Origin of the sequence: Exiguobacterium sp. s181 (assembly GCF_018617125.1) — a bacterium.
Taxonomy (GTDB): domain Bacteria; phylum Bacillota; class Bacilli; order Exiguobacteriales; family Exiguobacteriaceae; genus Exiguobacterium; species Exiguobacterium profundum.
Genome location: NZ_JACSJM010000002.1, coordinates 695,442 through 721,285 on the forward strand (window position 1 = coordinate 695,442; position 25,844 = coordinate 721,285).

28 protein-coding genes and 1 pseudogene are annotated in these 25,844 nt (G+C 47.9%); 20 read left to right on the top strand and 9 right to left on the bottom strand.

The genetic code is table 11. The features are described from left to right. Window positions 1-77: 77 nt before the first annotated feature. The 5 genes from KNO70_RS10015 (at window position 78) to KNO70_RS10035 (ending at window position 4,740) form a co-directional block, all read left to right on the top strand. A complete protein-coding gene (locus tag KNO70_RS10015) occupies window positions 78-1,430 on the top strand; it encodes a sodium-dependent transporter (RefSeq protein WP_214812414.1) in 1,353 nt (450 codons plus the stop codon). A 198-nt stretch (window positions 1,431-1,628) separates the two neighbouring features. Beyond that, window positions 1,629-2,351, top strand: a complete 723-nt coding sequence (locus tag KNO70_RS10020; protein WP_078146773.1) for a 5-bromo-4-chloroindolyl phosphate hydrolysis family protein — start codon at window positions 1,629-1,631, stop codon at window positions 2,349-2,351. After that, a complete protein-coding gene (locus KNO70_RS10025; protein WP_078146774.1) occupies window positions 2,335-3,564 on the top strand; it encodes a toxic anion resistance protein in 1,230 nt (409 codons plus the stop codon). The genes KNO70_RS10020 and KNO70_RS10025 overlap by 17 nt, the downstream gene beginning before the upstream one ends. A gap of 50 nt (window positions 3,565-3,614) precedes the next feature. Continuing rightward, the gene (locus tag KNO70_RS10030) at window positions 3,615-4,190 is read left to right on the top strand and encodes a deoxycytidylate deaminase (RefSeq protein ID WP_078146775.1); all 576 of its coding nucleotides are present in this window, start codon (window positions 3,615-3,617) and stop codon (window positions 4,188-4,190) included. Window positions 4,191-4,389: 199 nt separating this feature from the next. After that, the gene (locus KNO70_RS10035) at window positions 4,390-4,740 is read left to right on the top strand and encodes a hypothetical protein (RefSeq protein WP_078146776.1); all 351 of its coding nucleotides are present in this window, start codon (window positions 4,390-4,392) and stop codon (window positions 4,738-4,740) included. Between the two features lie 151 nt (window positions 4,741-4,891). On the opposite strand, the gene hisJ is transcribed toward KNO70_RS10035, so the two are convergent. Further along, complete coding sequence (gene hisJ, locus KNO70_RS10040) at window positions 4,892-5,710, bottom strand: histidinol-phosphatase HisJ (RefSeq protein ID WP_078146777.1); 819 nt, start codon at window positions 5,708-5,710, stop codon at window positions 4,892-4,894. A gap of 110 nt (window positions 5,711-5,820) precedes the next feature. On the opposite strand from hisJ, the gene KNO70_RS10045 reads away from it, so the two are divergent. The 9 genes and pseudogenes from KNO70_RS10045 to hisIE all read left to right on the top strand — a co-directional run bounded on the left by KNO70_RS10045 (window position 5,821) and on the right by hisIE (window position 12,771). Further along, window positions 5,821-6,744 (top strand): ATP phosphoribosyltransferase regulatory subunit, encoded by a 924-nt coding sequence (locus tag KNO70_RS10045; protein ID WP_078146778.1) that lies wholly within the window; start codon window positions 5,821-5,823, stop codon window positions 6,742-6,744. Next, window positions 6,741-7,349 (top strand): ATP phosphoribosyltransferase, encoded by a 609-nt coding sequence (hisG, locus tag KNO70_RS10050; RefSeq protein WP_214812416.1) that lies wholly within the window; start codon window positions 6,741-6,743, stop codon window positions 7,347-7,349. Before KNO70_RS10045 ends, hisG begins: the two co-directional genes overlap by 4 nt. Beyond that, window positions 7,346-8,563, top strand: a complete 1,218-nt coding sequence (gene hisD / locus KNO70_RS10055) for a histidinol dehydrogenase (RefSeq protein ID WP_078146780.1) — start codon at window positions 7,346-7,348, stop codon at window positions 8,561-8,563. The genes hisG and hisD overlap by 4 nt, the downstream gene beginning before the upstream one ends. Further along, window positions 8,560-9,576: a pyridoxal phosphate-dependent aminotransferase gene (locus tag KNO70_RS10060; RefSeq protein ID WP_214812418.1), complete on the top strand. Its 1,017-nt coding sequence runs from the start codon at window positions 8,560-8,562 to the stop codon at window positions 9,574-9,576. Before hisD ends, KNO70_RS10060 begins: the two co-directional genes overlap by 4 nt. Beyond that, window positions 9,563-10,150: an imidazoleglycerol-phosphate dehydratase HisB gene (gene hisB / locus KNO70_RS10065; protein WP_031423922.1), complete on the top strand. Its 588-nt coding sequence runs from the start codon at window positions 9,563-9,565 to the stop codon at window positions 10,148-10,150. Before KNO70_RS10060 ends, hisB begins: the two co-directional genes overlap by 14 nt. Continuing rightward, window positions 10,147-10,734, top strand: coding sequence for an imidazole glycerol phosphate synthase subunit HisH (gene hisH, locus KNO70_RS10070; protein ID WP_214812420.1), 588 nt, complete (start codon window positions 10,147-10,149; stop codon window positions 10,732-10,734). Before hisB ends, hisH begins: the two co-directional genes overlap by 4 nt. Beyond that, window positions 10,712-11,425, top strand: coding sequence for a 1-(5-phosphoribosyl)-5-[(5-phosphoribosylamino)methylideneamino]imidazole-4-carboxamide isomerase (gene hisA, locus KNO70_RS10075; RefSeq protein WP_078146783.1), 714 nt, complete (start codon window positions 10,712-10,714; stop codon window positions 11,423-11,425). The genes hisH and hisA overlap by 23 nt, the downstream gene beginning before the upstream one ends. Continuing rightward, a complete protein-coding gene (gene hisF, locus KNO70_RS10080) occupies window positions 11,418-12,185 on the top strand; it encodes an imidazole glycerol phosphate synthase subunit HisF (RefSeq protein ID WP_074037139.1) in 768 nt (255 codons plus the stop codon). The genes hisA and hisF overlap by 8 nt, the downstream gene beginning before the upstream one ends. After that, a pseudogene (gene hisIE, locus KNO70_RS16150) lies at window positions 12,134-12,771 on the top strand (bifunctional phosphoribosyl-AMP cyclohydrolase/phosphoribosyl-ATP diphosphatase HisIE). The gene hisF and the pseudogene hisIE overlap by 52 nt, the downstream one beginning before the upstream one ends. A gap of 38 nt (window positions 12,772-12,809) precedes the next feature. Here hisIE and KNO70_RS10095 read toward each other — a convergent pair. Then, window positions 12,810-13,733 (bottom strand): DUF7916 family protein, encoded by a 924-nt coding sequence (locus KNO70_RS10095; RefSeq protein ID WP_078146787.1) that lies wholly within the window; start codon window positions 13,731-13,733, stop codon window positions 12,810-12,812. 85 nt (window positions 13,734-13,818) lie between these two features. Here KNO70_RS10095 and KNO70_RS10100 point away from each other — a divergent pair, with 85 nt between their 5' ends. Next, window positions 13,819-14,373: a maltose acetyltransferase domain-containing protein gene (locus tag KNO70_RS10100; RefSeq protein ID WP_305798181.1), complete on the top strand. Its 555-nt coding sequence runs from the start codon at window positions 13,819-13,821 to the stop codon at window positions 14,371-14,373. A 22-nt stretch (window positions 14,374-14,395) separates the two neighbouring features. Here the strand turns inward: KNO70_RS10100 and KNO70_RS10105 are convergent, their stop codons facing one another. The 7 genes from KNO70_RS10105 to KNO70_RS10135 all read right to left on the bottom strand — a co-directional run bounded on the left by KNO70_RS10105 (window position 14,396) and on the right by KNO70_RS10135 (window position 18,795). Further along, on the bottom strand, window positions 14,396-15,409 hold the full coding sequence (locus KNO70_RS10105) for a pyridoxal phosphate-dependent aminotransferase (protein ID WP_214812432.1): 1,014 nt from the start codon (window positions 15,407-15,409) through the stop codon (window positions 14,396-14,398). Further along, complete coding sequence (locus KNO70_RS10110; protein ID WP_078146790.1) at window positions 15,406-16,173, bottom strand: transporter substrate-binding domain-containing protein; 768 nt, start codon at window positions 16,171-16,173, stop codon at window positions 15,406-15,408. The genes KNO70_RS10105 and KNO70_RS10110 overlap by 4 nt, the downstream gene beginning before the upstream one ends. Before the next feature lie 123 nt (window positions 16,174-16,296). Next, complete coding sequence (locus KNO70_RS10115) at window positions 16,297-16,806, bottom strand: P-loop nucleotide/nucleoside kinase family protein (RefSeq protein WP_256441002.1); 510 nt, start codon at window positions 16,804-16,806, stop codon at window positions 16,297-16,299. Window positions 16,807-16,966: 160 nt separating this feature from the next. Next, window positions 16,967-17,317, bottom strand: a complete 351-nt coding sequence (locus KNO70_RS10120) for a VOC family protein (protein ID WP_214812440.1) — start codon at window positions 17,315-17,317, stop codon at window positions 16,967-16,969. Beyond that, window positions 17,314-17,835, bottom strand: a complete 522-nt coding sequence (locus KNO70_RS10125) for a DNA topology modulation protein (protein ID WP_214812442.1) — start codon at window positions 17,833-17,835, stop codon at window positions 17,314-17,316. The genes KNO70_RS10120 and KNO70_RS10125 overlap by 4 nt, the downstream gene beginning before the upstream one ends. Continuing rightward, complete coding sequence (locus KNO70_RS10130) at window positions 17,832-18,302, bottom strand: NUDIX hydrolase (protein ID WP_214731096.1); 471 nt, start codon at window positions 18,300-18,302, stop codon at window positions 17,832-17,834. Before KNO70_RS10130 ends, KNO70_RS10125 begins: the two co-directional genes overlap by 4 nt. Continuing rightward, a complete protein-coding gene (locus tag KNO70_RS10135; protein ID WP_214731098.1) occupies window positions 18,295-18,795 on the bottom strand; it encodes a hypothetical protein in 501 nt (166 codons plus the stop codon). The genes KNO70_RS10130 and KNO70_RS10135 overlap by 8 nt, the downstream gene beginning before the upstream one ends. Window positions 18,796-18,932: 137 nt before the next feature. Between KNO70_RS10135 and KNO70_RS10140 the strand changes: the two genes are divergently transcribed. Genes KNO70_RS10140 through mutL form a run of 5 tightly spaced genes read left to right on the top strand, consistent with a single transcriptional unit; the run spans window position 18,933 to window position 25,763 of the window. Continuing rightward, window positions 18,933-20,399: a phytoene desaturase family protein gene (locus KNO70_RS10140; RefSeq protein ID WP_214812451.1), complete on the top strand. Its 1,467-nt coding sequence runs from the start codon at window positions 18,933-18,935 to the stop codon at window positions 20,397-20,399. 11 nt (window positions 20,400-20,410) lie between these two features. Then, window positions 20,411-20,869, top strand: a complete 459-nt coding sequence (locus tag KNO70_RS10145; RefSeq protein ID WP_214812453.1) for a GNAT family N-acetyltransferase — start codon at window positions 20,411-20,413, stop codon at window positions 20,867-20,869. A gap of 58 nt (window positions 20,870-20,927) precedes the next feature. Then, entirely contained in the window at window positions 20,928-21,359 is a 432-nt protein-coding gene (locus KNO70_RS10150) for a YlbF/YmcA family competence regulator (protein ID WP_012726155.1), read from the top strand. A gap of 53 nt (window positions 21,360-21,412) precedes the next feature. Continuing rightward, complete coding sequence (mutS, locus tag KNO70_RS10155) at window positions 21,413-23,941, top strand: DNA mismatch repair protein MutS (RefSeq protein WP_214757077.1); 2,529 nt, start codon at window positions 21,413-21,415, stop codon at window positions 23,939-23,941. A 4-nt stretch (window positions 23,942-23,945) separates the two neighbouring features. Beyond that, window positions 23,946-25,763 carry a DNA mismatch repair endonuclease MutL gene (gene mutL / locus KNO70_RS10160; protein ID WP_214731106.1) on the top strand — a complete coding sequence of 606 codons (1,818 nt, stop codon included), beginning with the start codon at window positions 23,946-23,948 and terminating at the stop codon, window positions 25,761-25,763. Window positions 25,764-25,844: the final 81 nt, after the last annotated feature.

Here is a 25,844-nt window from a genome sequence, read left to right on the forward strand (position 1 = left end):
TGTCCTCATCTTGGAACCGTGTTAGTATTTCACTATTATTATGAAAATGAAATGAAAAAGAGGAAGTAGGGGTAAACATGGCGCAAAATTCATTCGCCTCAAAAATTGGATTCATACTAGCTGCCGCAGGGTCAGCAATCGGTTTAGGTGCAATCTGGAAGTTTCCATATGTCACCGGAACGAGCGGGGGCGGTGCCTTTTTACTCATGTTTTTGGCGTTCACACTATTACTTGGTCTGCCATTATTGATTGGAGAATTCATTGTCGGACGTTCGACTCAAAAGACTGCGCTTCTTGCTTTCAAACAGTTAGGGCATGGCCGTTGGACCATTATCGGCTACTTAGGTGTCCTTGCTTGTTTCTTGTTACTTTCCTTCTATAGTGTTATTGGGGGATGGGTCCTCATCTATATTGGACTCGGTTTAAGTGGAACGCTCAGTGGACGTTCGGCTGACGAATTTGGTGAGGTGTTCGGGAACGTCGTATCGACACCTGAAATTGCCGTACTCGGACAATTCTTGTTCCTCTTAATCACACTCTTAATTGTCTTACGTGGCGTTGAAGCAGGGATTGAACGAATGAGTAAAATTTTGATGCCACTCTTGTTCATCAGTTTCTTAGTTCTCGTGGTCCGCTCGTTGACGCTTGACGGAGCGATGGAAGGCGTTCGTTTCTTCTTACAGCCTGACTTTTCTGCATTGACTGGCGAATCGGTATTGTTTGCCCTCGGACAGGCGTTCTTCTCCTTATCGTTAGGGGTGGCAGCGATGCTGACATATGCGTCTTATATAAAGACGAAAGGAACATTGAACCGGTCGGCTAACATGATTGTCTTGTTGAACATTGCGGTTTCACTTTTAGCAGGTCTAGCCATCTTCCCGGCAGTCTTTGCATCAGGTCTTGATCCGGCTGAAGGTCCGGCGTTACTCTTTGTTGTTTTACCGGCAGTCTTCAATCAAGTACCGATCGGTGGATTCTTCATGGTCTTGTTCTTCCTATTGTTCGCTTTTGCATCGATTACATCATCGATTGCCATGTTAGAAGTCGTCGTCGCAGGTGTGACCGATCGTCTAAATGAAAAGAAATCGTCATGGACGAAAAAGAAAGTGACGGTGACAGCCGCTCTTCTCGTCTTCATCGTGGGAGTACCATCCGCGCTGTCATTCGGACTCTTGAGTGATGTACAGATTTGGAACGGTCGGACGTTCTTCGATACGATGGACTATCTCGTCAGCTATATTTTAATGCCGACGGGTGCACTCTTGACTTCCATCTTTGTCGGTTACATCGTTGACCAACGTGTCCTAAAGGATGAAATCGAAACATCCAAACCTGGTGTGAAGCTTTACCCAATCTGGCATGCGCTCATTCGCTATGTCATTCCTGTAACTGTCGCGATCGTCATGGTATCTACATGGATCACCACATAACAAACGAACCGTAGGCTCTATGAGTCTACGGTTTTTTTCGTCTCGCAACGGGAAAGTAGTCGATATAGGTAGTTGATTCTACACCTGTGGACGGAGGTATCGACGAATTTTATTATGCTAAAATGATAGAGATGACGAAACTTTTGTTGAGTGGTTTCGTAATGTACAATAGAAGTAACATGAGATGAGGTGAAAAGAATGAAAACATGGATGAAATGGGCCCTGACAGGGGCAGTCATATACTTTGCCATTAACGTATTCGATTTCTCCTGGTTATTCATTATTGTAGGGGCGCTCGTCTTGAATGAAGTGTGGTCGACGAACAAGCGCAAACAGCGTCAACGAACACCGACAACGGTGGCAAAACGTGCCAAGAAGAAACTGTTACTCGATGAGGAAGAATCGTTTTCTGGATCGAGGATTTTAAAACCGATCGAAGAGCCGATGCCTACGCGACAGTTCGAGGCGACAGACGATTTAGAGCTTCAATTTTTGCAACGGACGATTGAGCAAGGATATGAGAAGTTACAACAAATCGACCGTGTTCTTCCAGATATTAAGGATGTAGAGGTGAGGCGTGAAATGAAGGCCGTCTCGAAAGAAGCGCACGAATTGTTCGAAGAATTATTCGAAAATCCACAAGACGCAAAGCATGTTCGAGACCTGTTCACATTCTATTTAGATTCCCTCGTCTCGGTCGTCTTGAAATTTAAAGAGCTTGAAGGAAAACGGGTCGTCATTCAAGAAGAGACTCGGGAACAATTAATCACAAATATGCGACTAATTGTCGATAAATTTAAAGAACAACGCGGACGTCTCCTTGAAGATGACGCCGTAGACTTTGAACGTGAACTGATCATGATGGAGCGCGTCTTGTCTGATCAGCCGGAAGGGAGAAAGAAACATGACTTCATCGAATGAAACGAACTGGCAGTCATGGCCGGAAGAAGAACTGACTTCTGATACGAAAACAAAAACGGAGACGGAGGGGTTCAGTGACCCATCTGTCGAATGGTCATCCGTTACACAGTCACATGAAGTGCCAGCCATTCAAGCGAAACCAGACGTGCCTCAAGAGCATCGCGAGCGCATCACACGATTGGCTGAATCCATTGATATTAAAAAGACAGACTCTGTTATGTTGTTCGGGTCGAATGTCCAGCGCGAACTTTCCCAATTCTCTGATCAAATTTTGACGGAAGTGCGGATGAAAGATGGCGGCGATGCCGGGAAACTGTTGTCTGACTTGATGCAAAACGTCCGTAAGATGGACCCAGATATGCTTCAACCGGAAAAAAAGAGTTTCATGGATAACATTCCGCTCATCGGTCGTGCGAAGAAGAAGGCTGAAAACTATAAGCTTCAGTTCGAAAAAATGAATGTCTATTTGGAAGAGGTCATCCATAACCTCGATCGTGCGAAGTTTGGTCTCATGAAAGACATCACGATGCTCGATCAAATGTATGATAAGAACAAGCGATATTTCGAAGAGTTGAACGTCTATATCGCCGCGGGTGAGACAAAACTTGACCATGTACGGGAACACGAGATTGCCCCGTTACGTCAAGAAGTAGAAATTTCTAAAGATCAATCGAAGCTTCAACAATTGAACGATATGATTCAATTAGCGGACCGTTTTGAGAAAAAGTTGCACGACTTAAAATTGAGTCGTACCATCAGCCTTCAAATGGCACCTCAAATTCGGGTCATTCAGCAGAATAACCAAATTCTCGCTGAAAAGATCGAGTCAGCGGTCGTCAACACGATTCCGCTTTGGAAAAACCAAGTCGTTCTTGCACTCAGCTTGACGCGCCAGAAAACGGCACTTCGTATGCAGCAGGACGTGACGAAGACGACAAATCAACTGCTTGAGCAGAACTCGAAGATGCTCAAAGATTCATCGATTGAAATTGCTCAAGAGAATGAAAAAGGGATTGTCTCTGTTGAATCACTGAAAGTCGCTCACGAGAACTTACTTTCTACGTTGGATGAAACATTACGCATCCAGCAAGAAGGGAAGCAAAAACGTCGTGACGCCGAGCGCGAACTTGACCGCATGGAGCACGAATTGAAGGAGAAGGTCATCGAAATCGCTTCGAAAAATAAAGAACTACCAAAGGACACTGGATACTAAGGGGGAAGTCTGAGCAATCAGACTTTCCTTTTCGACGAGGAGGGACTGGAGTGGAGAAGCAACGATTGTGGGATGAGACGTGGTTATTATTCGCTGATATGATGGCCGAGCGGCACTCGAAGTGTGCATCGAAGAGTGTGGCCTGTGTCATTGTAAAAGACGAAAAACCGATTTCAATTGGTCTCAATGGTACACCATCTGGTCATACGAACTGTAATGAAATCTATATCAAGCAAGAAGATGGGTTCTATAAGCATGCCGACTATGTTGCATCGACGGATCTCGATATGATCAACGAACCGGCACGACTCATCCGAGATGGCGTGACATATATCAAGTGTACAGACCCATATGATCACCATCACTGGTCGAAGCAACATGAAATCCATGCAGAAATCAACGCGATTGGAAAACTCGCTGCCGATTCAACGAATGCATTTGGTGCGACGGCGTATGTCACGCATTCACCATGTCATGCCTGTTCACTCGCCTTAATTGCGGCACGCGTCGCGCGAGTCGTTTATGCTGTCGGTTATGAGCATGGGGATGGGTTAGAATTGATGCGTGAAAGCGGAATTGAAGTGTTACATATGCCACTTGAAAAAATGTACAAAAATACATTGTAAACGTTTTCATTAGATGATATATTATTAATGTACTGCCAATGGTGTTTTACTCTTCCATTATTCGTCCCTCCTCGGAGGGGCTTTTTTTTTGTTCAAAATGAGGTGAGACAAACTTTACACATAATGTTCAATATTTCACAATCTACACTTTAAAATCTCTTATATAATAAAAGTAGATTCAAGAGAGGGGAATTTACACATGGAAAAACTCGTTCGCTTTACAGATGGTGCATATGAAGTAGAGGCGTTGATCACACTCGAAGAAGTGTGGGAAGATAAATTTGCGATTGGCATGCACAAGGAGCTTGCCGTCAAATCATTAACCATTAACGGAAATGAAGTATCAGAGATTAAACATGTTCGTGCACTCCTTCGATACTATCCGACGCTTGGTGTATCAGGAATCTTGTTGGCATTAGATAAGGCGGCTGCTGAGATTGTCGCATTGTCGAAAGATCAAGATCCAGCGCTCCAATACGTTGAACTCGTGGCCATTCAAATGGACGAGGAAGCGACAAACGACTTGAAAACATTATATGCGGCAATGTGACCTCAATTGGGTGAACCATTTCACCCAATTTTTTATTGCATCTTTTATTCCTTATGGTATGATGTTTACAGATGAAGAAATGGAACGCCATATCGTTGTCAACCATAAGCATGGGGATCTAGATAGCTAGATCGCTGTCAAAAAGCCACGTTCATAGGAACGTGGCTTTTTTTTGTTCAATGAAGTCGAATCCAGCCGCCACATCTTGAGCGAGGTGCGCATCCGAACCCATCGTGAACGGGATGTGCAGGTCGTTCGCGGATTTTGCAAGTCCGGCGACGTAAGGTACCCCACAATCCGGTTTTCGGAGTCCGGCCGTGTTGAAGTCAAGTCCGAATCCCCGGTCGGCAATCATCTGTAACAGACGTATTTCTTCCTCTTTTACTTTTGAGCGGTCCCATTCATAGTTTCTTTGATACTTTATCGGGAGATCGAGATGTCCGATACGAGCGACACGGATGTCTTCCCACGAAAATGAGAGACCCTGTTCAATCGACTCATAATAAGCTCTCAAGACGCTCTCGAATGAGCCAAACGCTTTGATGAGTTCATCAAACGTCTCGGCAGAATAATCAATCGGCATATAGGCGCCATCTCTATATAGGAAATGTTGCGATAAAATGACTTCATCAATCAATGGTGCGAAAGGCTTGAGTAAGGCAATGGTCTCTTTCTCTAAATGAGGCAATAAGTCGACTTCTAATCCAACTTTAATGTCGATAACCGCTTGATACTGCTGTTTCATCTGATGCAACGTATCGAGGTATTCTGGAAGTAGATCAATCGACATCGCCGAGTCTTGATTCGGGACCGGGTCGGTGAACGATAGGGGGAAAGGCGCATGTTCTGTGAACGTCATCGTTTGCAAGCCTTTTTCGATTCCGACTTGAATATAGTGTTCAATCGGGTCATTTGTACCGTGTGGACAAAAAGGGGTATGCACATGGCCATCGTGGGTAAAGTTAAACATCGATTACACGTCCTTTTCAGTTCATTTGGTTGACAGGTGTTTATCTGTTTGATAAATTTAACACAATACTTTAGTTTGGTAAAGTGATAACAAGATAAAGGGTGGTTATGATGATTTGGTCAAATTCAAAAGGTTCGATTCCAGAAGGCTGGTATGAACTTCAATCAGGAGATGTCATCCGTCCAAAACGATGGATGTTGTCATTTTTAGAGAAGGCAGAGTCGAGCGGCTACGCAGTCATCGATCCACCGCTTCTCGAATACTATTCACATTATCAAAATTTAGCGCTCTTTGACGAGTCAGCCTATTATCGATTGTTCGGGAACGACGGGGAACTTCTCGTCATGCGCCCTGACTATACACTACAAATCGCAAGAAAGTTAGCAGACGGTCATGAACCGATGCGTGTCGCTTACGCTGGTGCCGTCTATCGTCGGACGGTCAAACATTCCGGGCAACCCCATGAACGGCAACAGCTTGGACTCGAATGGGTCGATGGCGAAGAGAAGGACAGTCATCTAATTGAGTCCTTTCTCGATATGACGGAAGGGGTCCTGCCTACCGAACGTTTGACCATCAAAATTGGGTCAGCAGCCGTCATCTCGCTCATCGCGAAAGAGACAGGGATTCAGGAACGAACATTCCGAAAAATCTTAGCACTTCGAAACTTAGAATCATTACGTGAATTAGCAGAGACGTATCGCTATCCGTTGATTGCGAAGCTGCCCTTTTTAATCGGGAATTCTGCACTCGAAGAATTACGGGCTGAGGCACCGGAATCTTTAAAGGAAGCCATCGATGAAGTCGACGAGGCAGTAAAACACTTGCGTACCATCGGTTTAGAGGTGTCTTACGATTTCGGTCAAACGGGAGACTTTGATTACTACTCAGGATTGACCGTGACGGGAAGTGTGGAAGGCAAGCGTGTCCTTTCAGGAGGACGATATGATTCACTCTATGGACATTTTGGACACTCGAGACGAGCGTTCGGAATGTCGCTCGATTTAGAACAGTTAGATGAGGTGATTAAATGAAAGTAGCGGTCGCGAAAGGTCGGATTGAAAAAGCAGCCCGTCAATTTTTTGTCGAACGTGACTTACCCGTATGGCCAGAGAAGCGGGGACGTGAGTTGACGGTACAAGCAGTAAATCATGAATTCATTTTCGTCAAAGGGGACGACGTCTATAAATATGTGATGCATGGAGCGGCAGATGTTGGCATAGTCGGCGGTGATATTTTACGAGAAAAAACGCCAGGCGTACTCGAAGTCGTCGATTTACCGTTCGGTCGCTGTCGAATGGCCGTGTGTGGTCCAAAAGTTCGACGCAACGGCACAAAGAAATTGAAAGTGGCGAGTAAATATCCGAATATCGCCATATCACACTTTGCATCGAAGCGACAAAACGTAGAAGTCATTGCATTGAACGGGTCAGTCGAACTGGCTCCGTTAACGGGACTCGCTGATTGCATCGTCGACATCGTCGAGACAGGCGCGACGTTGGCTGCAAACGACTTGGAAGAATACGAGGCGATTTTTTCAATCAATGCAAAATTCATCACGAGTGAGACAGCTTTAGCGGAACAGCCTGACGAATTGAAGGCCTGGATTCGAAAGATGAGTCAGGAGGAGAACGCATGAGTACAGAAACGAATCGCTCAAGGCGCGAAGCTTGGGCCGAAGCCGTGAAACCGATCGTGGAATCGATAGAGGCCCGCGGAGACGAAGCGCTGCTTGAGTGGACGAAACAATTCGACGGGGTCGACCGAATTGAATCGGTCGATTTGGCCAGCTTTAATCCGCCAGTCGCATATGCTGAATTGACAGAGGCGCTGTCGTTAGCAGCAGAACGGATTCGTGCATTTCACGCGCGCCAAGTCCGACAAGACGATGTGTTCGAAGATACGATGTTCCGACTTGGGAGACGCTATATGCCGCTGGATTCGGTAGGGGTTTATGTACCAGGTGGGACAGCCGTCTATCCGTCGAGCGTCCTGATGAATATCATTCCGGCGAAAGTGGCCGGTGTCAAACGAGTCGTCATGGTCACCCCACCAAAAGCAGATGGGATTGACATTTCCCTTTTGATTGCAGCAAAAATCGCAGGTGCCGATGAATGTTTTCTAATCGGAGGTGCCCAAGCCGTTGCCGCACTCGCATATGGGACAGAAACGATTCGTCCGGTCGATAAGATTGTCGGACCCGGAAATGCTTATGTTGCGACGGCGAAGGCGCTCGTCTCACACATCGTCGGGATCGACTCCGTCGCCGGACCGTCTGAAGTGTTGATCATTGCCGATGAAACGGCGAACCCGAAGTGGGTTGCCGCCGACCTGCTCGCACAAGCGGAACATGACGTCGAGGCGACGGCGATCGCGCTCGTCACGTCAGAAACCCTTCGCAATCAAATCGAGCAGGAGCTTGAGCGACAATTAGCGCAATTACCACGCCAGGACATTGCGAGAGAATCATTGAAACGTGGCGGAGTCTTATATCGGACAATCGAGGATGCAATCGAATACGCGAACACGATGGCAGCGGAGCATGTCCAGTTGGCCGTAAAAGATCCTGAGGTGTTGATGCGTGCGATTCGTCACGGTGGTTCGTTCTTTCTCGGACATGAGGCGGCCGAAGCATTTGGAGACTATATCGCTGGACCGAACCACGTCTTGCCTACGAGCGGGACAGCCCGCTTCTCTAGTGGACTATCGGTCGATGACTTTTATCGCCGTCAGACATTCCTTGAGATGACAGAACTGGATGAGACGATTACAAAGGCCGCGATTCGAATCGCCAAACAAGAACAATTAGAAGGACACGCCCGTGCGATGGCTGTTCGGATGGAGGACGTATGAGACGAAATTATCAGAACATCCCACGCTATGTACCTCATGCCGCTTCGGGATATGCGCTCAATCAAAATGAAAGTCAATATCCGTTACCAGAACGTCTCGAACGAGCTATTCGAGACGTATCACTCGAGGCACTCAGCCGTTACCCAGTCGAAGAATTGCTCGCTTTAAAAGCAAGCTATGCTGACTATGCGGGAGTCGAGCCGACGCAACTCATGGTCGGCAGCGGGAGCGATGAGCTATTGGCCATCTTGAGTCAGGCGATTTTGGATACGGAAGACCGTGTGGTCGCACCGGCCCCAGACTTTTCGATGTATGGCATCTATATACAAATTGCCAGAGGGCATTTCACACAACCGGACGAACAGGGTTTGCGTTACGAGACGTTGACTGAGGTCATTCGAACAACCGACCCTAAACTCGTCTTGATCTCGAATCCGAATAACCCGACCGGAAAGATGTGGACACTAGACGAATTGTCTGACATTGCGACACGTGTACCGTATCTGGTCGTGGATGAAGCCTATATTGATTTCACAATGAAAGATTCATTTGTGTCTCGATTGAGCGAATATTCGAACGTCATCATCTTACGGACGTTATCGAAAGCGTTCGGTCTAGCAAACCTCCGGATTGGTTTCATGATTGCATCTGAAGAAATCATCGAACAGATTGACCGCTTCCGTTCGCCATTCAATGTCAGTGGTCTCAGTGCCGCTGTCGCCAACGTCGTCTTACGAGATGAAACGTATATTCAAGAGTCGATTCAGTTCCATACGGCGCAACGTGAGAAGTTAACGGAGTTGTTACGACCAGTCGGTGAGATTTTACCGAGCCGTGCCAACTTCATTTATGTCAAAACGGATGATAGTGAAGGATGGGCATCCCGCTTCCTTGATAAAGGAGTCCATGTACGTGCTTTTCCCGATGGACTACGTGTCAGTGCAGGGACAGACGAGGCGTATGCCTTAATCCGACAAACGATTGAAGAGGTGAATTCTGTTGAGAACAGCTGAACTAAAGCGTGAAACGAAAGAGACAAAAATTGATATTCAATTAAATCTAGACGGAACAGGTGAAAGTTCTATCCAAACAGGGGTCGGCTTCTTCGATCACATGTTGACGTTACTTGCTTTTCACAGTCAGATGGACTTGCATGTGAAAGTTGAAGGTGATACGTGGGTCGATGCCCACCATACGGTCGAGGATGTCGGGATCGCACTCGGTCAGCTTATCGCCAAGTCACTCGGGGATAAAGTCGGAATTCGCCGCTACGGGTCGAGTTACATGCCGATGGATGAGACGCTAGCACGAGCGGTCATTGATGTGTCTGGGCGTCCCTTCCTCGTCTATCAAGCGGATATTCGCAATCCGAAGCTTGGTGATTTTGATACCGAGCTCGCTGAGGAATTCTTCCGGGCCGTTGCCATGAATGGTCGACTTACACTGCACTTAGCTGTCCTGTACGGGTCGAACTCACATCACATGATTGAAGGGTTGTTCAAAGCGTTCGGACGAGCGCTTGCCGAAGCGGTCTCGAGCGATGGGACGAATCGTCTCCCTTCTACGAAAGGATGGATCGAAGGATGAAAGTAGCAGTCATCGATTATGGTATGGGAAACGTATTTAACGTCGAACGTGCGTTACAGGCCATCGGTTGCTACGTCGTGATCACGAACGATCCAAATCAAATTGAAGAGGCGGATGCCGTTTTACTTCCTGGGGTCGGTGCCTTCCCGCAAGCGATGCAATCGCTCGAACAGACGGGTCTTATCCCACTCTTGCAACAGATGGCGACGGAAAAGCCATTTTTAGGGATCTGTCTTGGGATGCAGCTCTTGTTTGATTCGAGCACGGAAGGTATGCCGACAAAAGGTCTCGGGTTGATTCCGGGAACGGTCGAACGGATGCGAGCGAAGCGTCTCCCACACGTCGGATGGAACTCGATCCTTCGCGATGAGGATGTCTATTTTGTCCACTCTTACCATGCCGTGACGGCGGACGACTACATTGTGGCGGCAGCTGATTATATGGGTGAGAAAGTTCCGGCAATCGTTCAAAAAGGGCTCGTGACGGGCATGCAGTTCCACCCGGAAAAGAGCGGGACGTTCGGTCTCAGCTTACTTCAAGAATGGAAGGAGGCGGTCGAGCGTGAGATTACTACCCGCCATTGATTTGATTGGAGGCAAGATCGTCCGTTTGACGGAAGGTGATTTTTCTACGGAAGAACAATACGGAGATCCGTATGAATTATTAAAAGCGTGGCAAGGGAAGGTCCCGATGATTCACTTGATTGATTTAGAAGGGGCCAAGGCAGGTGAGCCGCGTCATTTAGACGTTGTCCGTTATGCGAAGTCTCTAGGGTTCCTTGTCCAGACAGGAGGAGGAATTCGTTCAGAAGCCGCACTTGATGCGGTCATGGAAACCGGTGCGGATCGCGTCCTTTTAGGGACGAAGGCGTTTACGGATCCTGACTTTCTAGACATGGCGATTGAAAAGTATGGCAAGCGAATCGCTGTGGCACTCGATGCCTATGACGGGAAGGTCGCCATTAACGGATGGCAGGAAGCGACAAAACTCGATGACATCTCGGTCGCTCAAGACCTTGTCAAACGGGGGATCGAAACGATTCTATATACCGATATCGGATCCGATGGGAAACTGAATGGACCGAATTTTTCTCGCATGAAAGCGTTACGTCAAATCGTCAACGTCACATTGATTGCCTCAGGCGGTGTGACGACTGAAGAGGACGTGAAGGAACTGAAGATGGCAAAAATTGATGAGGCTGTCGTCGGGAAAGCACTTCTGTCCGGTAAGGTGAGCATCGAAGAACTGATTGAATGGGAGGCGCGTTATGCTTAAACGCAGAATTATTCCATGTCTTGACGTGAAAGAAGGTCGTGTCGTCAAAGGGATTGAGTTCGTGCAATTACGAGACATCGGTGATCCGGTCGAAATCGCGAAATATTACGATGAGTCCGGAGCCGATGAACTTGTCTTTCTCGATATCACGGCAAGTACGGAGCGTCGCCAGACGATGCTCGATGTCGTCAGTGCGGTAGCGCGGAAAGTATTCATCCCGCTGACGGTCGGAGGTGGGATTCGTTCACTCGAGGATATCTCGTCACTATTAAAAGCAGGGGCGGACAAAGTATCGTTGAACACGCTCGCTGTAGAATCCCCAAGTCTCATTCGTGAAGCGGCCGATCGTTTCGGTTCACAATGTATCGTCGTCGCAATCGACGTAAAGTTTGAAGATGGCGAATATTATGTGTACACATATGGTGGAAAACAGAAGACGGACCTGTTGGCGGTCGAATGGGCGAAACAAGTGGCCGCGCTCGGTGCGGGTGAACTTCTTGTCACGTCCATGAATCAAGATGGAAAGCAGAGCGGTTATGACCTTGCGATTTTAGAACAACTTCGTGAAGTCGTCGACATTCCGATTATCGCATCCGGTGGGGCAGGCAATGCCGAGCACGTAGTCGAAGCGCTTGAGAAAGTCGATGCCGCATTACTTGCATCCATCTTACATGACCGAAAAACGACAGTAGAAGAGGTGAAGCACGTATGCACGAGTCACAACTTGCCGATGCGGTTCGTTTCGACGAAAATGGACTGATTCCCGCCATCATCGTCTCAGACGACGACGGAGCGGTCCTCATGCTCGGATATATGAATGATGAGGCAATCCGACAGACGCTTCGTGAACGGGTCGTCACGTTCTGGTCTCGTTCAAAAGGTCGGCTTTGGATGAAAGGGGAGACGAGCGGAAATACACTGGACGTCGTCAACATCCACGTCGACTGTGACCAGGATGCGCTTCTCGTTCGTGTTCATGCGAACGGTCCGACGTGTCATACCGGTAATCGAAGCTGTTTCTTTACGGAGGTGAACGTATGATTCATGAATTGGAACAATTGATTCAATTTAGAAAAAATGAACCGAAAGAAGGTTCGTATACGACTTATTTATTGGAACAAGGCGTTGAAAAAATCGCGAAAAAGTTCGGGGAAGAAGCGTTTGAGGTCGTCATTGCTGCTATGACGGATGAAGACTTGGTTGAAGAGTCAGCCGACCTTCTGTATCACTTACTCGTCTTGTTAGCAGCCAAAGGTGTGCGCTTAGAGGATGTGGAAGCGTTACTCGCCAAGCGTCACGGTACTACCACACCGGCGAAACCACGTCGCGACGTCACGGAATGGTAAATAAAAGAGGAAGGAGACGCGCTCCTTCCTCTTTTGTATTACCGATTGACCGAGGCGGCCATGCGAATGTATGTATGACGTCGCCCGCGAATGGCAATGGAAAGTGCCTGAATGTTCTCTGGGACGGCAATCCCCGACAGTCCGGCGTCACCGATGTGCACGATGTCTGCTCCGCCTCGTTTTGAAGAGAGCGCAATCTCCCGAACGGTCGCAACATCTGCACCTTCTTGTGACGTTCCAATCGCCGCTAACGTGAGAGCACCGAGCGATTGCAACTCCTGAACGAGTTCGTAGAACGATTCTTCACGGACACCAGGTACGGTGCCTGGAGCTGGTAGTAGGATAATGTCTGCGCCGGCTTCGACGAAGCGGATATACGCGTCGCGGTCCAATACATTGCCGGCACCAGCCTGATGCATTTTCCCGGCAATGATGACCCCTGCGAATTCACGACGCGCTTGGATGATCGCTTGTTCGATGGCTTCATTCGTAACTCCGGTATTCGGATTGCCTGTCAAACAGACGAAGTCAATCCCGAGCTCAGATGCTTTTTGGAACGCTTCGATTGAAGCGAGCCTGCCTCGTTTCACTTCATTCATCTCGGACGACTTCTCTGAAAAATCGACAGGTTCCAAGTTGACTCCAATTGGCAATCCGATCAGACGTTTTAGTTCTAGAATCGGATGGTCGCTCATCTCATCACCTGGCATGTCGCCGAACAGCGCGTGACTTTCGAGTCCTTTGATGTACGGGTGAAACACATCCAACATATTCAATAAAATCAAATCGGCACCGAACGCTCGCGCGAGTTCTGCGTTTGTCACTTCTGGATAGAGTGGCTGCACCGTTGGGATGACCTCGGCCATGACCGTTCGACCTTCTGCTTTTCGAATCGAATCGACTAAATCTTGACGATTAAACGTGATAAAATCACTTGCCCGACATTCCAGTATTCGTTTCATATGATCTGCCTCCTTCTGCTCATCCTTATCTCTATTCCCTATACCGTTCAAAAATCCTCTATACTACAAGTGAGGAGGGATGAACATGACAGAAAAAGAGAAGATGATTCGTGGTGAACTGTATTTAGCTGGTGATGAAACGCTCGTTGCAGATCGTAAGCATGCCCGGAGATTGACTGAACGATTCAATCGTTTAGGGATCGATGAGTTGGAAGAACGAAATGAGATTCTTAGTGAGTTACTCGGTTCAACGAAAGGGTCGTATTATATCGAACCGAATTTCAAATGTGATTATGGGTATAACATCCACGTAGGAGATCGATTCTATGCGAATTTTGACTGTGTCTTCCTAGACATCTGTCCCATCACGTTTGGGGATGACTGCATGCTTGCGCCGGCGGTACATATTTACACGGCAACACACCCGATCGACCCGATTGAGCGCATCTCTGGATATGAGTTCGGGAAACCCGTGACCATCGGGGACCGAGTATGGATTGGTGGTGGGGCCATCATCAATCCGGGGGTGACGATTGGGGATGAGGCAGTCATCGCATCCGGTGCCGTCGTCACAAAAGATGTACCACCTCGAACAGTCGTCGGAGGAAATCCGGCACGTGTGATCAAGACGATCGACTGACAAAAACTCCTGAACACGAGGTTCAGGAGTTTTTTACATGACTTGTTTTCTTGTATTTCTGAATAGCTGTATGTACAAGATGAAGCGCCGACTCGTCTCCGATCGTCACCCGAATCCCCGTAGGTTGTTTCGACGTGTGTACGTTCAAGTCAGTAAAATGGGCCCACACTACTTCAGGTTGCTCGAGCTCGACATACAAAAAGTTCGTCGTGGCAGGGATGACATGACCGATGGTTTCGAAGGCTTGCGCCCACTTTTGCCGCATCTCGTCATGCCATTCGATTGTTTCTTGAAGATAACTCGCATCTTTTAAGAAGATATTGCAAATTTTAGCACTCACTCCGCTGATATTAAATGGCGGGATGAATTGACGGAAATAGTGTGCGAGTTCGCAGTTTGTCACCATGAATCCGATTCGTACGTTTGCCAATCCGAACGCTTTTGACATCGTGCGAAGGACGATGAGATTCGGAAGGGTGGCAATGAACGGGATCATGCTCGCATCTGGTGTGAAGTCCATGTACGCCTCATCCACCACGATATATGGCACGATTGAGGCGAGATGCGTCAACTCTTCTACGGTCCAAAGCTTCCCGGTTGGATTGTTCGGATTCGAAAGGAGAAGAAGCTTTGGATGATGCGTCTCAATCGCCTTTACCATTCCTTCATACGATAAATCAACGGCTTGAACATGATGACCGTGTGCGATAGTCGTGAAGATTGGGTACATCGAAAAGTCAGGTGCCGGAGACAAGACGATGTCATGTGGTGCGAGCAATGCTTGCGTCACGACATGAATCATCTCGTCACTCCCACAACCGACGAGTAATTGCTCGGGTGTGACGCCAACGTACGCAGCGTATTGTTCGAACAATTCATTGATCGGTTCGACCGGATATTCGTGTAAGTCATCATACGTCAACGAATCAAGCTGATTCTTGATGCGGTCAGGTAACGGGAATTGACTTTCATTTTGGTTTAACCGATGTCCCGTCGGATATACGACGGGATAGATCGGTAGCTCGACTTGTCTCATTCAGTTGGCTCCATCGAGAACCATTTTTTCACCAATTCATCGATTTCGCCAGACGCCATCATTTTGTTCAATTCTTCGTTGAACTGGTCGCGTAACTCATCATCTAATTTGAAGGCAGCAGCTGATCCTTTTTCGCCATCCTCTTTCAAAGCGAATGTATAGAGGCTGTCATCTTGGTCTAAATACTTTTGTGCGACCGTGTCTTCGATGACCATTGCATCGATTCGACCTGTGTTCAACTCTTGAACGATTTCAGGGATCTTGTTCAACGATACGAGTTCAGCGTCAGGTGCTTGTTCTTTAGCGATATTTTCTTGAATCGAAGCTGTTTGGACACCGATTTTCTTACCAGACAAATCTTCGATTGCCTGAAGGGACTCGTCTTTAGTCATGATCAAGTTTGTCGCGGATAGATAGATGTCTGAGAAATCGGCATTCTCTTTACGCTCTTCTGTTGGCGTCATCCCGGCCATGACGAAGTCGACACGCCCGCTATTGAGGGCTCCGAGTAAGCTACCGAAGTCCATATCTTCAATCTTCAATTCGTAACCGAGGCGTTCTGTGATTGTCTCCGCGATTTCAATATCAAATCCGACAATCGCATCTCCGTTTGCCGTATCGACAAATTCATATGGGAAGTAATCGGCGCTTGTCCCCATGACGAGCGTTTTTTGTTCTGTCGCTTCACCTTCTGTCTCTTGACTACATGCACCGAGTAATACTGCGCTCATCATAAGTGTACCTGCTAATAACCATTTTTTCATATGTGTATAATGCCTCCCTGTTGTAGATGAGACTAAGTGTATATGTATGATTATTAATTGTAAAGCATAAATATACAAAATTATTAAAAAGAGAAGCACTTTCTATCTCAAAGCGTTCTCTTCTTAGTTTTTCAACAGATACGACATAATTCGCTCAATCGGAATTTCTCGATTGTCCATCGTATAGGTTTGTAAGTAAGAATGCTTAGTAGGCCGTTTGCAGTATTCATTCATCTTAGACCAATTCTCATACGAAACTTGATCAATTTGACTCGGTCGTCTGACACGGTTTCGAAGTCGTGTGTTAATTTCTTCGTAATTTTCATGACGACACTCGATATAACGGTAAGTCGCTCCGTACTTGGTGGAAATCGCTATCCCTTTATCGAGCATTTCATCATAGAGACATGGACTGTCGAGAATGACGTTTTGTCCAAGTGATAGGTGATACTCGACGAGGGACCATTCGACATCATAAGCCATCTTCCCGATTTCTCCATCCGAGAAGTTGCCATCAGGAAGCGTATGGAGTAGGGCGGTCTTTGAAACATCATGATCGATGATGACTGCGGGTACGTGTTGGATGATACGCTTAGCCAATGTGGATTTTCCTGATCCAGGTGTTCCAGACATTTGAAGAAAAAACAGATGATCACCTCACATCTAAGTAGGAGCAAATCTTATTACTCATACAACTTGATTTATTTGTTAAAAAGGCTCATTTCCAAAAGATAATCTTCGATACAATCGACCTGAATAACCTGATAAGGTTAGTTAAAGGTTTGATCCGATGTTAGCATTTGCATACCATGATGACGTTCCCGTCAAGATCTTTGAAATTGAACCAATGTTCATGCTCAATGGGTGTAATGACCTCAATATCGTGTTGAGCCATATAATAATAAGCTTGATGAATATCGTGTGTATTTAAGTGAAATAGTGGTGTCTGGATGATGTTATCTTTTGAGTAGATGTTACTATCTAAAACGAGGTTGGTACCCTCTAATGGAATGACATATAAATGGTCGAATAAGATTTCTCCTTTTGTTGAAAGATCGAATAAATCACAATACCAGTCACGCGCTTTTTGAATATCACTCACCGGAATAAAGATGGTGCCGATTTTGTGAAGGATAGGGTTCATAAAAATTCCTGCCTTTTTAATTGATGAATGAAGTTTGCAACATCTTTCCGAGATTTTAAGAAGATGATCTGTTTCTCGTGAGAATATTGTTTGATTCGTTTGACCATCTCCGGCTTTTGAACGTCAGGAAAATTCCAAACCCACTTGAGGAATGCGAAATCGAGTTTTTCCTCACAGGATGCGCCCATGTCCGGTCGCGTCGTACCACGATATCGGACGACTCGTTTAAGGACACGGTATATACAGACGATGCGGGGAAGATCGATTAAAATGACAGTGTCCGCTGCCTGCAGTCGTAAATCAAGCGTATTCCCGAAGTTTCCATCGATGATCCATTGATCTTTCTTCACAAGCTGTTGTTGGATGTCGATTCGTTCTTCACTTGGTGCCATCACCCATCCTGGTCTCCACATGAGGGCGTCTAAATGATAGACATCGAGATGTAATCGTTCACCGAGTTGACGGGCGAGTGTGGATTTCCCCGCACCACCAGAACCGATGATCATGATGCGTTTCATATAGTCACTTCTTTCATTGATGGACTCGATAAGATTAACTTTGCCCGTGCATCCATGTTTTCTGGTAGATTTTGTAGTGAAAAATATTTTAAATCTATTCCTTCATCATCGTTTAAACATAACGTGCCCGTCACTGTGTCAGTGATGAATAAATGGGTAACATTATGTACTTGATCGCCATTTGGATACTCAAAGAAAAAATCAGGTCCAGAGAAAACTGAGATTAAAGTTAATTGGTTGGAAGAGAGACCCGTTTCTTCATACAATTCTCTTTGTGCTGTTTGTTCAATTGTTTCTCCGGGTTCCATCGCCCCTCCAGGAAGTCCCCATTCCTTTGTATCTTTCCTTAGTTGAAATAAAAATTCTTGATTATCATTTTGTACAGCTACTGCAGCACCGACCATAATGAAAGGACGGTTACCGATGAGCTCTCTCATCGAATGTATATAATTTTTCAACTTATTCATCCTCCAATACAATCCATTTCTTCAATTGACCGTCCTCTTCGTAAATGACCCGCACATCCATCTGTCCGATGACGAGACGTTGTTCCGAACTGAACACGACGATCGGATAGTTCGTGGACACCGGCTTGTCTGTCTCAAAGATCGGGCTATGCGCCTGCATCGCGTAATAGCCGTCCGATCTCGTGTTGGCTGCGCCTGCATCAATCTGTGTCACATGGTCAAATCCTCTCAGTCTGAGCACATAACTATAAGACGTCCTCGCTCCTTGTTCGAGACGCCATTCTTCGATGATGGCTGATTTGTCGTCCATTGATCGTTCTTCTAGCACTTTCTGTGCCGTATACTCTTTTTCGTAAGGAATCATCTCCTGGATGCTGACGACGGTCATCGTCGCAAGCTTGAGCGATTCCTCGGAAGGTGGGGTAATCAGTATACCAATAAAGATGAGGATGGGAATCAACAAATAGACCATGACACGACTACGCATTTTCATCACCTTACCTTTTTAGATGTAAATTATTTCTGCATAAAAGAATGGGAACCCTTTAAAAGACATCCCGAATCTCTAAAACCGATTCATTTCTTCAATTTTGTAAAGGAGCGGGTATGATACAGAAAGGAGGGATGTTCATGAAAATCGGGGTCATTGGTGGGGGCGTTGCGGGATTGACGGCAGCTGCGCTCACGCAACAAGAAGGACATGACGTAACCGTCTTTGAAGCGTCGCGTGAATGGGGTGGGTGTGCCGGCAAGTTTCAACGGGGTGAATATTTGTTTCCTGCAGGGGCAACGCTCGGTATGGGATTCGAACGAGGAGGGGTCCATCAGCGGGTTCTTCAGAAATTGGGCGAATCGGTCGAGGTGACGTTACTGGACGCGGTGATGGACATTCAACTGCCTGACGTCACCGTCACCTACTATCGCGACCGCAAGCGTCTGCTTGATGAGCTCAGTCGCGTATTCTCAGAGCATTATGGGTCAATCCATGCGTTTTACCGTGAAGTGTGGGGCGATTTTGAGAGGATTCGTCCGTTGTTTCAGCAGTTACCTGCTCTTCCACTTCGCACGGTCTCGGATATGATCTATGCATTAAAAGGATTCCAGTCGAATCAAATCACAACGCTCCTCAAACTCCAGCGGCCACTCGGTGACACGTTAGCTCGTCATGGATTAAACGGTACAATGTTCGAGCGATTTATCGATGGCGTCCTGCTCGACAGTTTGCAGACCGGTGCGAAAGAAGCGAGTCATTTACTCGGTGCAGTGGCGCTGTCAGTCTATCACGAAGGAGCGTACTATGTGGAAGGTGGACTGTATCAATTGGCTCATGCGTTAGAGCGCGCCGTACGGACGTTTGGTGGGGAGACGAAATTAGGGAGAGACGTCCAGTCCATCGAACGAGTGACGGATGGATGGCTCATCACCGATCGAAGAGGACGACTTGAACTAGTCGATGTCATTGTTTCCGCCATCCCGATTGAGCGGACGAGCGAACTTCTGAGAGGACAAGAACAACGATGCTTCAAACGACAATACCGCAGACAATTGAAGCAGTCGCAATGGGGCACGTTCAGTCTCTATCTCGTCTTGCCTGAGGATGTGTGTCGACAGAAACCGCTGTTTCAACAAATCTATCACGAACGATTACCCAGTGGGCATGCGTTCATTTCCATGTCCGCGCCGGATGACGTGTTGCGCACAGAAAAACCGGAACGGACCATCACGGTATCCACACATATCGATTTATCAGAATGGCAACATTGGAAAGACCGGGCGGCATATGAGAAACTAGAGCAAGATTGGACCAATCGTCTCGTCGACGTCGTCGCAACTGCTTTTCCCGCTTGGGACCGCGAGTCGTCACTACTTCTTCCTGGTGGACCCGGGGCATGGGTGAAGTATACGAAGCGACCGCATGGGGCAGTCGGAGGTTATGCGCAGACTCCTAGCCAGGCGCTCTTTCGCGCTGCGAGTTATCGCACCGACTTGCCGAACTTTTTTGTGTGCGGGGATACCGTATTTCCAGGAGCGGGTACGATTGGCGCGATGACGAGCGGATTACATGTCGCCCGGGCACTCGGGGTGACGATTGATTAGGGGGAATAATGATGAAGAAAAAAGCGTTTGATGAACTGACAACGATTGAGTTGTATCGCTTACTGGCGTTACGAACTGAGATTTTCGTCGTCGAACAAAACTGTCCGTATCAAGAGGTGGATGGAAAGGACGTAGCAGCCATTCATTATTGGATAGAAGAAGATGGAGAGATCGTCTCTGCCCTTCGCGTGCTGACGAAAGCATCTCCGGTCGCCATCGGACGTGTCGTCACGAAAGCGACGCATCGAGGGAAAGGGTATTCCCGCCTCTTGATGGATGCGGCAATCATGGACTTCGGTCATGAGACATTATATCTGCAAGCGCAGACGTATGTGGAATCTTTTTATGCATCGTTTGGCTTCAAACGGACGAGTGATGTGTATCAAGAAGACAGCATTCCGCACGTCGATATGTTACGTGAATCCACGAATCCCGCTAGTACCGTTTCCGAATCGTTCATGTTAGAATGAGAAAGAACATTCACGTGCCATTGAGCACGATTACATTATAGACATAAAGGGGTTTACAATGGTGACCGATCAACAAGTAATTGCAAAAGCAAGAGAATTGGCAGACGTATTAGCACAAACACCAGAAGTGGCGCGTTTCAAAGAAGCGGAAGCGAAAGTGAACGGAAGTGACCGCGTACAGACGTTGATTAAACGAATCAAGTTCTTACAAAAAGAAGCCGTCAACTGTAAGCACTACGGCAAGACGGAAGCACTTGCGAAAGTCGAGCAAAAGATTGATAAAGCGATGGAAGAACTTGACTCGATTCCCGTCGTTCAAGCGTTCCAAGAAACACAAGTCGAAGTGAACGATTTGCTTCAATACGTGACGGTCACGCTCGCGAACTCCGTGACGGACCGTATCATCGAATCGACGGACGGCGACGTCCTTGCAGGGAAGACAGGGAGCGGCATGGCGGCTGAACAAGCACGCGGCGGCTGCGGATACTAAAACGACACAGCTGGCCGATGGTCAGCTGTTGTACTTTCTAGAGGTGAATCAACATGCAAGAAGTCCATCAGACACCAATGATGAAACAATATTTCTCTATCAAGGCCGACTATCCGGACGCCTTTTTATTCTATCGACTCGGCGACTTTTACGAGTTGTTTTTTGAAGATGCACAAATTGTCGCAAAAGAGTTAGAGCTCACGCTCACTTCTAAAAATGGAAAGCAGGCCGAGCATCCGATTCCGATGTGCGGCGTTCCGCATCATTCAGCAGCAATCTACATTGAACAATTGATTGAAAAAGGTTTTAACGTCGCCATCTGTGAACAGACGGAGGATCCGAAGGCAACTAAAGGGCTCGTGAAACGGGAAGTCATCCAAGTGATCACGCCGGGTACATATATGGCGTCACTCAGTGAAAAAGAAAACCGATATCTCGTCGCCATCTCGGACGTCGCAGGGCGATTCGGAATTGCTCGCGGTGACGTCACGACGGGGGAATCATGGTTGACGACACTCTCGTCAGAAGAGGCCGTCTTGCGGGAAATCGAAGGATTGCTTCCGAACGAAGTCATCGTCGAGGATGAACGACTTGCTGATTTATTGCGACAGACCGGGATCCCACTTTCGATTCAAGTGGACAAGCGGAATAGTCCACTCGCACAAGGTGCAAAAGATGAGGCACAACGCTCGGCATTTGAGTTGCTGTTTGCCTATTTGACGAAAACACAGAAACGTTCACTTGACCACTTGCAACCAGCCGTCGCCTATGAGGTTGAACAGCATATGCAACTTGACGCCAACACGGCCCGAAACCTTGAGTTGTTCCGTTCGGCTCGTTCAGGGGAACGGAAAGGGTCACTCCTTTCACTCCTTGATGAGACGACAACGGCGATGGGCGGTCGATTGTTGAAACGTTGGCTCGAACAGCCACTCTATACAGAGCAAGGCATCAGAGAGCGACAGGATGCCGTCGAGAACTTGGTGGACGACTTCATGTTGCGCGATCAACTACAAGAAGAGCTGAAGCGAGTCTACGATATCGAACGCCTTGTCGCTAAAGTTGGGTACGGGACGGCGAATGCGCGAGATCTCGTCCAACTTCGCGACACGCTCGAGCGGATGCCTTCTGTCCGGTCACTCTTACAAACAGTGAAAGCGGATCGCTTGCAGCAAATTGAACAAAAGCTCGACTCGTTCGAGACATTGAGTGAACAGCTTCGGGCTGCCCTTGTCGATTCACCTCCGATTTCGACGAAAGAAGGCGGGATGATTCGTCACGGGTATTCGGATGAGCTCGACGAACTGTTAGAAGCGAAAGCGAACGGGAAATCGTGGATTGCCAACCTCGAGCAACAGGAACGCATCGCGACCGGCATCAAGTCGTTGAAGGTCGGGTATAACCGCGTATTCGGTTACTACTTGGAAGTGACGAAAGCAAATGCGAAGTTGCTCGAAGAAGGGCGTTATGAACGGAAGCAGACATTGACGAATGCGGAACGTTACATTACACCTGAGTTAAAAGAGAAGGAAGCGCTCATCTTAGGAGCGGAAGAGAAGAGCTGTACGCTCGAATATGATTTGTTTGTCGCACTTCGCGAAGAAGTGAAGACGTATACGAAGGCACTTCAGCAATTGGCCCGTTCACTCAGTGAGTTGGATGTTCTCCTCGCCCTTGCCGTCGTAGCCGAGAAACGGGAGTATGTGCGTCCAATTACAGCGAAGCATGTACAAATTGAACGCGGGCGTCACCCTGTCATTGAAACGGTCTTGCCGCGAGGCGAATATGTCGCCAATGACTTGACGCTTGACGACACACGTCAAATGTTACTCATCACCGGACCGAACATGTCCGGTAAATCGACGTACATGCGTCAATTTGCCTTGATTGCAATCCTTCATCAAATCGGTTCATTCGTCCCGGCAGAAGCGGCGGAACTCCCGCTCTTTGACCGCATCTTCACACGGATCGGTGCGGCGGACGATTTGGTGAGCGGACAGTCGACGTTCATGGTCGAGATGACCGAGACGCGCCAAGCCGTTACCGAGGCGACGAGCAATAGTCTGATTCTATTGGATGAAATCGGTCGCGGGACGTCGACGTATGACGGGATGGCGCTCGCACAGGCAATCGTTGAATATATCGCCTCGTCAATCGGTGCGAAGACACTCTTCTCTACGCACTATCATGAACTGACAGTGCTCGAAGATTCGATTCCGACACTTGAGAACGTTCATGTCCGGGCGATTGAGCGGGATGGACGAGTCGTCTTCCTCCACGAAGTGCATCCGGGACGTGCCGATAAATCGTATGGGATTCATGTGGCGGAATTGGCTGAACTTCCGGATTCATTGATTGACCGGGCCCGGACGATTCTGTCAGAACTCGAATCGGAAGCAACGAAACCAGCTTTGAACGAGCAATCTGCTCCACCTCAAGTGGAAGAAGTCAGCCAGTTGTCATTGTTCGAGTCGCATGACGCTGTTCGAGAACAGCTGCTCAAACTCGATCTATTGGCAATGAATCCAATCGAAGCGATGCAGGCGCTCTACGAACTGCAACAGACCGCAAAGAAAGGGTGAGTCGATGGGAATCATTCGAGAGTTACCTGAACAGCTCGCGAACCGAATCGCAGCCGGGGAGGTCGTCGAGCGACCGGCTTCCGTCGTCAAAGAATTAGTCGAAAATGCGATTGACGCGGGAGCGACGAAAGTAGACGTCGACTTACAAGAGGCGGGCATCCGTCTAATCAAAGTGCGAGATAACGGGCATGGGTTCCATGAAGAAGATGCGGCGCGAGCCTTCTTGCGGCATGCGACGAGTAAGATCCGGGACGAGCATGACTTGTTTCGGATTCGGACGCTCGGCTTCCGCGGTGAGGCGCTCGCCTCGATTGCGTCGGTCAGCCACGTCTCCTTGAAGTCAAAGCGAGCAGATGAGGATGGTTTTGAGATGACGCTTGAAGGTGGAGTCGTCAAGGCGACGAATCCGACGGCGACGAACGTCGGGACCGAAATTGCGGTCAGTCAGCTCTTCTTCAACACACCGGCACGGCTGAAATATTTGAAGACGTCAGCAACGGAACTTGCAAGTATTACGGATACGTTGAACCGTTTAGCGCTGTCTCATCCGGAGATTCGATTCACCGTCTTTCATGAAGAGAAAGAATTGTTGCGTACGAACGGGAATGGAGACTTGAAACAAGTCATGCTTGCCATCTATGGTCGCCAAGTCGCCGCACAAATCGTCACGGCGTCGAGCAAGACGAACGATTATACGCTGAGCGCCCATCTCGTACGCCCGGAAGTGACCCGTTCGAACAAACAGTACGTGACTCTCATCTTAAACGGTCGAAGCATCAAGAACTTTGCACTGACCCAAAGCGTGCTTGAAGGCTACCATACGCTCTTACCGATCGGTCGCTATCCAATTGCCGTGCTCGAAGTGAAGATGGACCCGATGTTGATTGACGTGAACGTCCATCCGACGAAACGTGAAGTGCGTTTGTCGAAAGAAAAAGAACTATGCCAGCTCATCCGAGAGACCGTTCAATTGACGCTCCGGGAGCAACGTCTCATTCCGTCTGTGAAACAAGAGCCGAAGCCGAAACGTGTGACACCGTCCGAACAGTCGAAACTCGACTTTTCGATGGAGCCCCAACCTAAACAGGCAGATCCGGTCGAGTGGAACTATCCGATTCCTCGCGAGCGAAAAGAGTCGCTCACGTCTCCCTCCCAGTGGAACCCGGCGCCGCTCGTTCATGAACCGGAACCAGAGATGATTGAACCAAAACAGGTCGAAGAGCCTGTACATCAGTCGGAGCGTCTTCCGGCGTTAGACGTCATCGGGCAACTGCATTCGAGTTATATCATCTGTGGAGCGGAAGACGGGATGTACGTGATGGACCAACATGCCGCTCAGGAACGCATCAAGTATGAGTTGTTTTATGAGCAGTTAGGACGTCCGGAAAAAGAGTATCAGCTTCTATTGATTCCGCTGACGTTAGAGTTCACGCAAGAAGAGACGCTCGCTATCGAAGAAGTGCTCCCGCTTCTAGCGGATGCAGGCATCACGTTAGAGCCGTTTGGGGGTAACACGTTCCTTGTCCGTGAGATTCCGACATGGTATCCGCAACATGACTTAGAGGGCACGATTCGTGATCTGGTGGAGATGGCCATTCAACAGCGGTCAATCGACATCGCGAAATATCGCGAAGAAGCATCAATCCTCATGGCGTGTAAACGATCGATCAAAGCGAACCATCCACTCAATAGGGAGATGATGCGACAATTGATTGATGATTTGAGTCGTACGACGTCTCCGTTTACCTGTCCGCACGGGCGACCGATTCTCGTGAAATGGAGCACGTATGAGCTTGAGAAGTTATTTAAACGCGTCATGTAATCGTCTTGTTACCTTGTTTTAACACTATGTAACGTTTATGCAGGAGCCCACATGGGAAAACTATACACATGTCACTCAACG

What these genes read in the sequence shown, in the direction of transcription:
- KNO70_RS10120 (WP_214812440.1), bottom strand. Translation starts at nt 17,317, where the DNA reads ATGAACCCTATCCTTCACAAAATCGGCACCATCTTTATTCCGGTGAGT.
- hisH (WP_214812420.1), top strand. Translation starts at nt 10,147, where the DNA reads ATGAAAGTAGCAGTCATCGATTATGGTATGGGAAACGTATTTAACGTC.
- KNO70_RS10150 (WP_012726155.1), top strand. Translation starts at nt 20,928, where the DNA reads ATGGTGACCGATCAACAAGTAATTGCAAAAGCAAGAGAATTGGCAGAC.
- KNO70_RS10020 (WP_078146773.1), top strand. Translation starts at nt 1,629, where the DNA reads ATGAAAACATGGATGAAATGGGCCCTGACAGGGGCAGTCATATACTTT.
- KNO70_RS10095 (WP_078146787.1), bottom strand. Translation starts at nt 13,733, where the DNA reads ATGAAACGAATACTGGAATGTCGGGCAAGTGATTTTATCACGTTTAAT.
- KNO70_RS10125 (WP_214812442.1), bottom strand. Translation starts at nt 17,835, where the DNA reads ATGAAACGCATCATGATCATCGGTTCTGGTGGTGCGGGGAAATCCACA.
- KNO70_RS10045 (WP_078146778.1), top strand. Translation starts at nt 5,821, where the DNA reads ATGATTTGGTCAAATTCAAAAGGTTCGATTCCAGAAGGCTGGTATGAA.
- KNO70_RS10035 (WP_078146776.1), top strand. Translation starts at nt 4,390, where the DNA reads ATGGAAAAACTCGTTCGCTTTACAGATGGTGCATATGAAGTAGAGGCG.
- hisF (WP_074037139.1), top strand. Translation starts at nt 11,418, where the DNA reads ATGCTTAAACGCAGAATTATTCCATGTCTTGACGTGAAAGAAGGTCGT.
- KNO70_RS10060 (WP_214812418.1), top strand. Translation starts at nt 8,560, where the DNA reads ATGAGACGAAATTATCAGAACATCCCACGCTATGTACCTCATGCCGCT.
- KNO70_RS10015 (WP_214812414.1), top strand. Translation starts at nt 78, where the DNA reads ATGGCGCAAAATTCATTCGCCTCAAAAATTGGATTCATACTAGCTGCC.
- KNO70_RS10105 (WP_214812432.1), bottom strand. Translation starts at nt 15,409, where the DNA reads ATGAGACAAGTCGAGCTACCGATCTATCCCGTCGTATATCCGACGGGA.
- hisJ (WP_078146777.1), bottom strand. Translation starts at nt 5,710, where the DNA reads ATGTTTAACTTTACCCACGATGGCCATGTGCATACCCCTTTTTGTCCA.
- KNO70_RS10145 (WP_214812453.1), top strand. Translation starts at nt 20,411, where the DNA reads ATGAAGAAAAAAGCGTTTGATGAACTGACAACGATTGAGTTGTATCGC.
- KNO70_RS10140 (WP_214812451.1), top strand. Translation starts at nt 18,933, where the DNA reads ATGAAAATCGGGGTCATTGGTGGGGGCGTTGCGGGATTGACGGCAGCT.
- KNO70_RS10100 (WP_305798181.1), top strand. Translation starts at nt 13,819, where the DNA reads ATGACAGAAAAAGAGAAGATGATTCGTGGTGAACTGTATTTAGCTGGT.
- KNO70_RS10110 (WP_078146790.1), bottom strand. Translation starts at nt 16,173, where the DNA reads ATGAAAAAATGGTTATTAGCAGGTACACTTATGATGAGCGCAGTATTA.
- mutS (WP_214757077.1), top strand. Translation starts at nt 21,413, where the DNA reads ATGCAAGAAGTCCATCAGACACCAATGATGAAACAATATTTCTCTATC.
- hisD (WP_078146780.1), top strand. Translation starts at nt 7,346, where the DNA reads ATGAGTACAGAAACGAATCGCTCAAGGCGCGAAGCTTGGGCCGAAGCC.
- KNO70_RS10025 (WP_078146774.1), top strand. Translation starts at nt 2,335, where the DNA reads ATGACTTCATCGAATGAAACGAACTGGCAGTCATGGCCGGAAGAAGAA.
- KNO70_RS10130 (WP_214731096.1), bottom strand. Translation starts at nt 18,302, where the DNA reads ATGAATAAGTTGAAAAATTATATACATTCGATGAGAGAGCTCATCGGT.
- mutL (WP_214731106.1), top strand. Translation starts at nt 23,946, where the DNA reads ATGGGAATCATTCGAGAGTTACCTGAACAGCTCGCGAACCGAATCGCA.
- KNO70_RS10135 (WP_214731098.1), bottom strand. Translation starts at nt 18,795, where the DNA reads ATGAAAATGCGTAGTCGTGTCATGGTCTATTTGTTGATTCCCATCCTC.
- KNO70_RS10115 (WP_256441002.1), bottom strand. Translation starts at nt 16,806, where the DNA reads ATGTCTGGAACACCTGGATCAGGAAAATCCACATTGGCTAAGCGTATC.
- hisG (WP_214812416.1), top strand. Translation starts at nt 6,741, where the DNA reads ATGAAAGTAGCGGTCGCGAAAGGTCGGATTGAAAAAGCAGCCCGTCAA.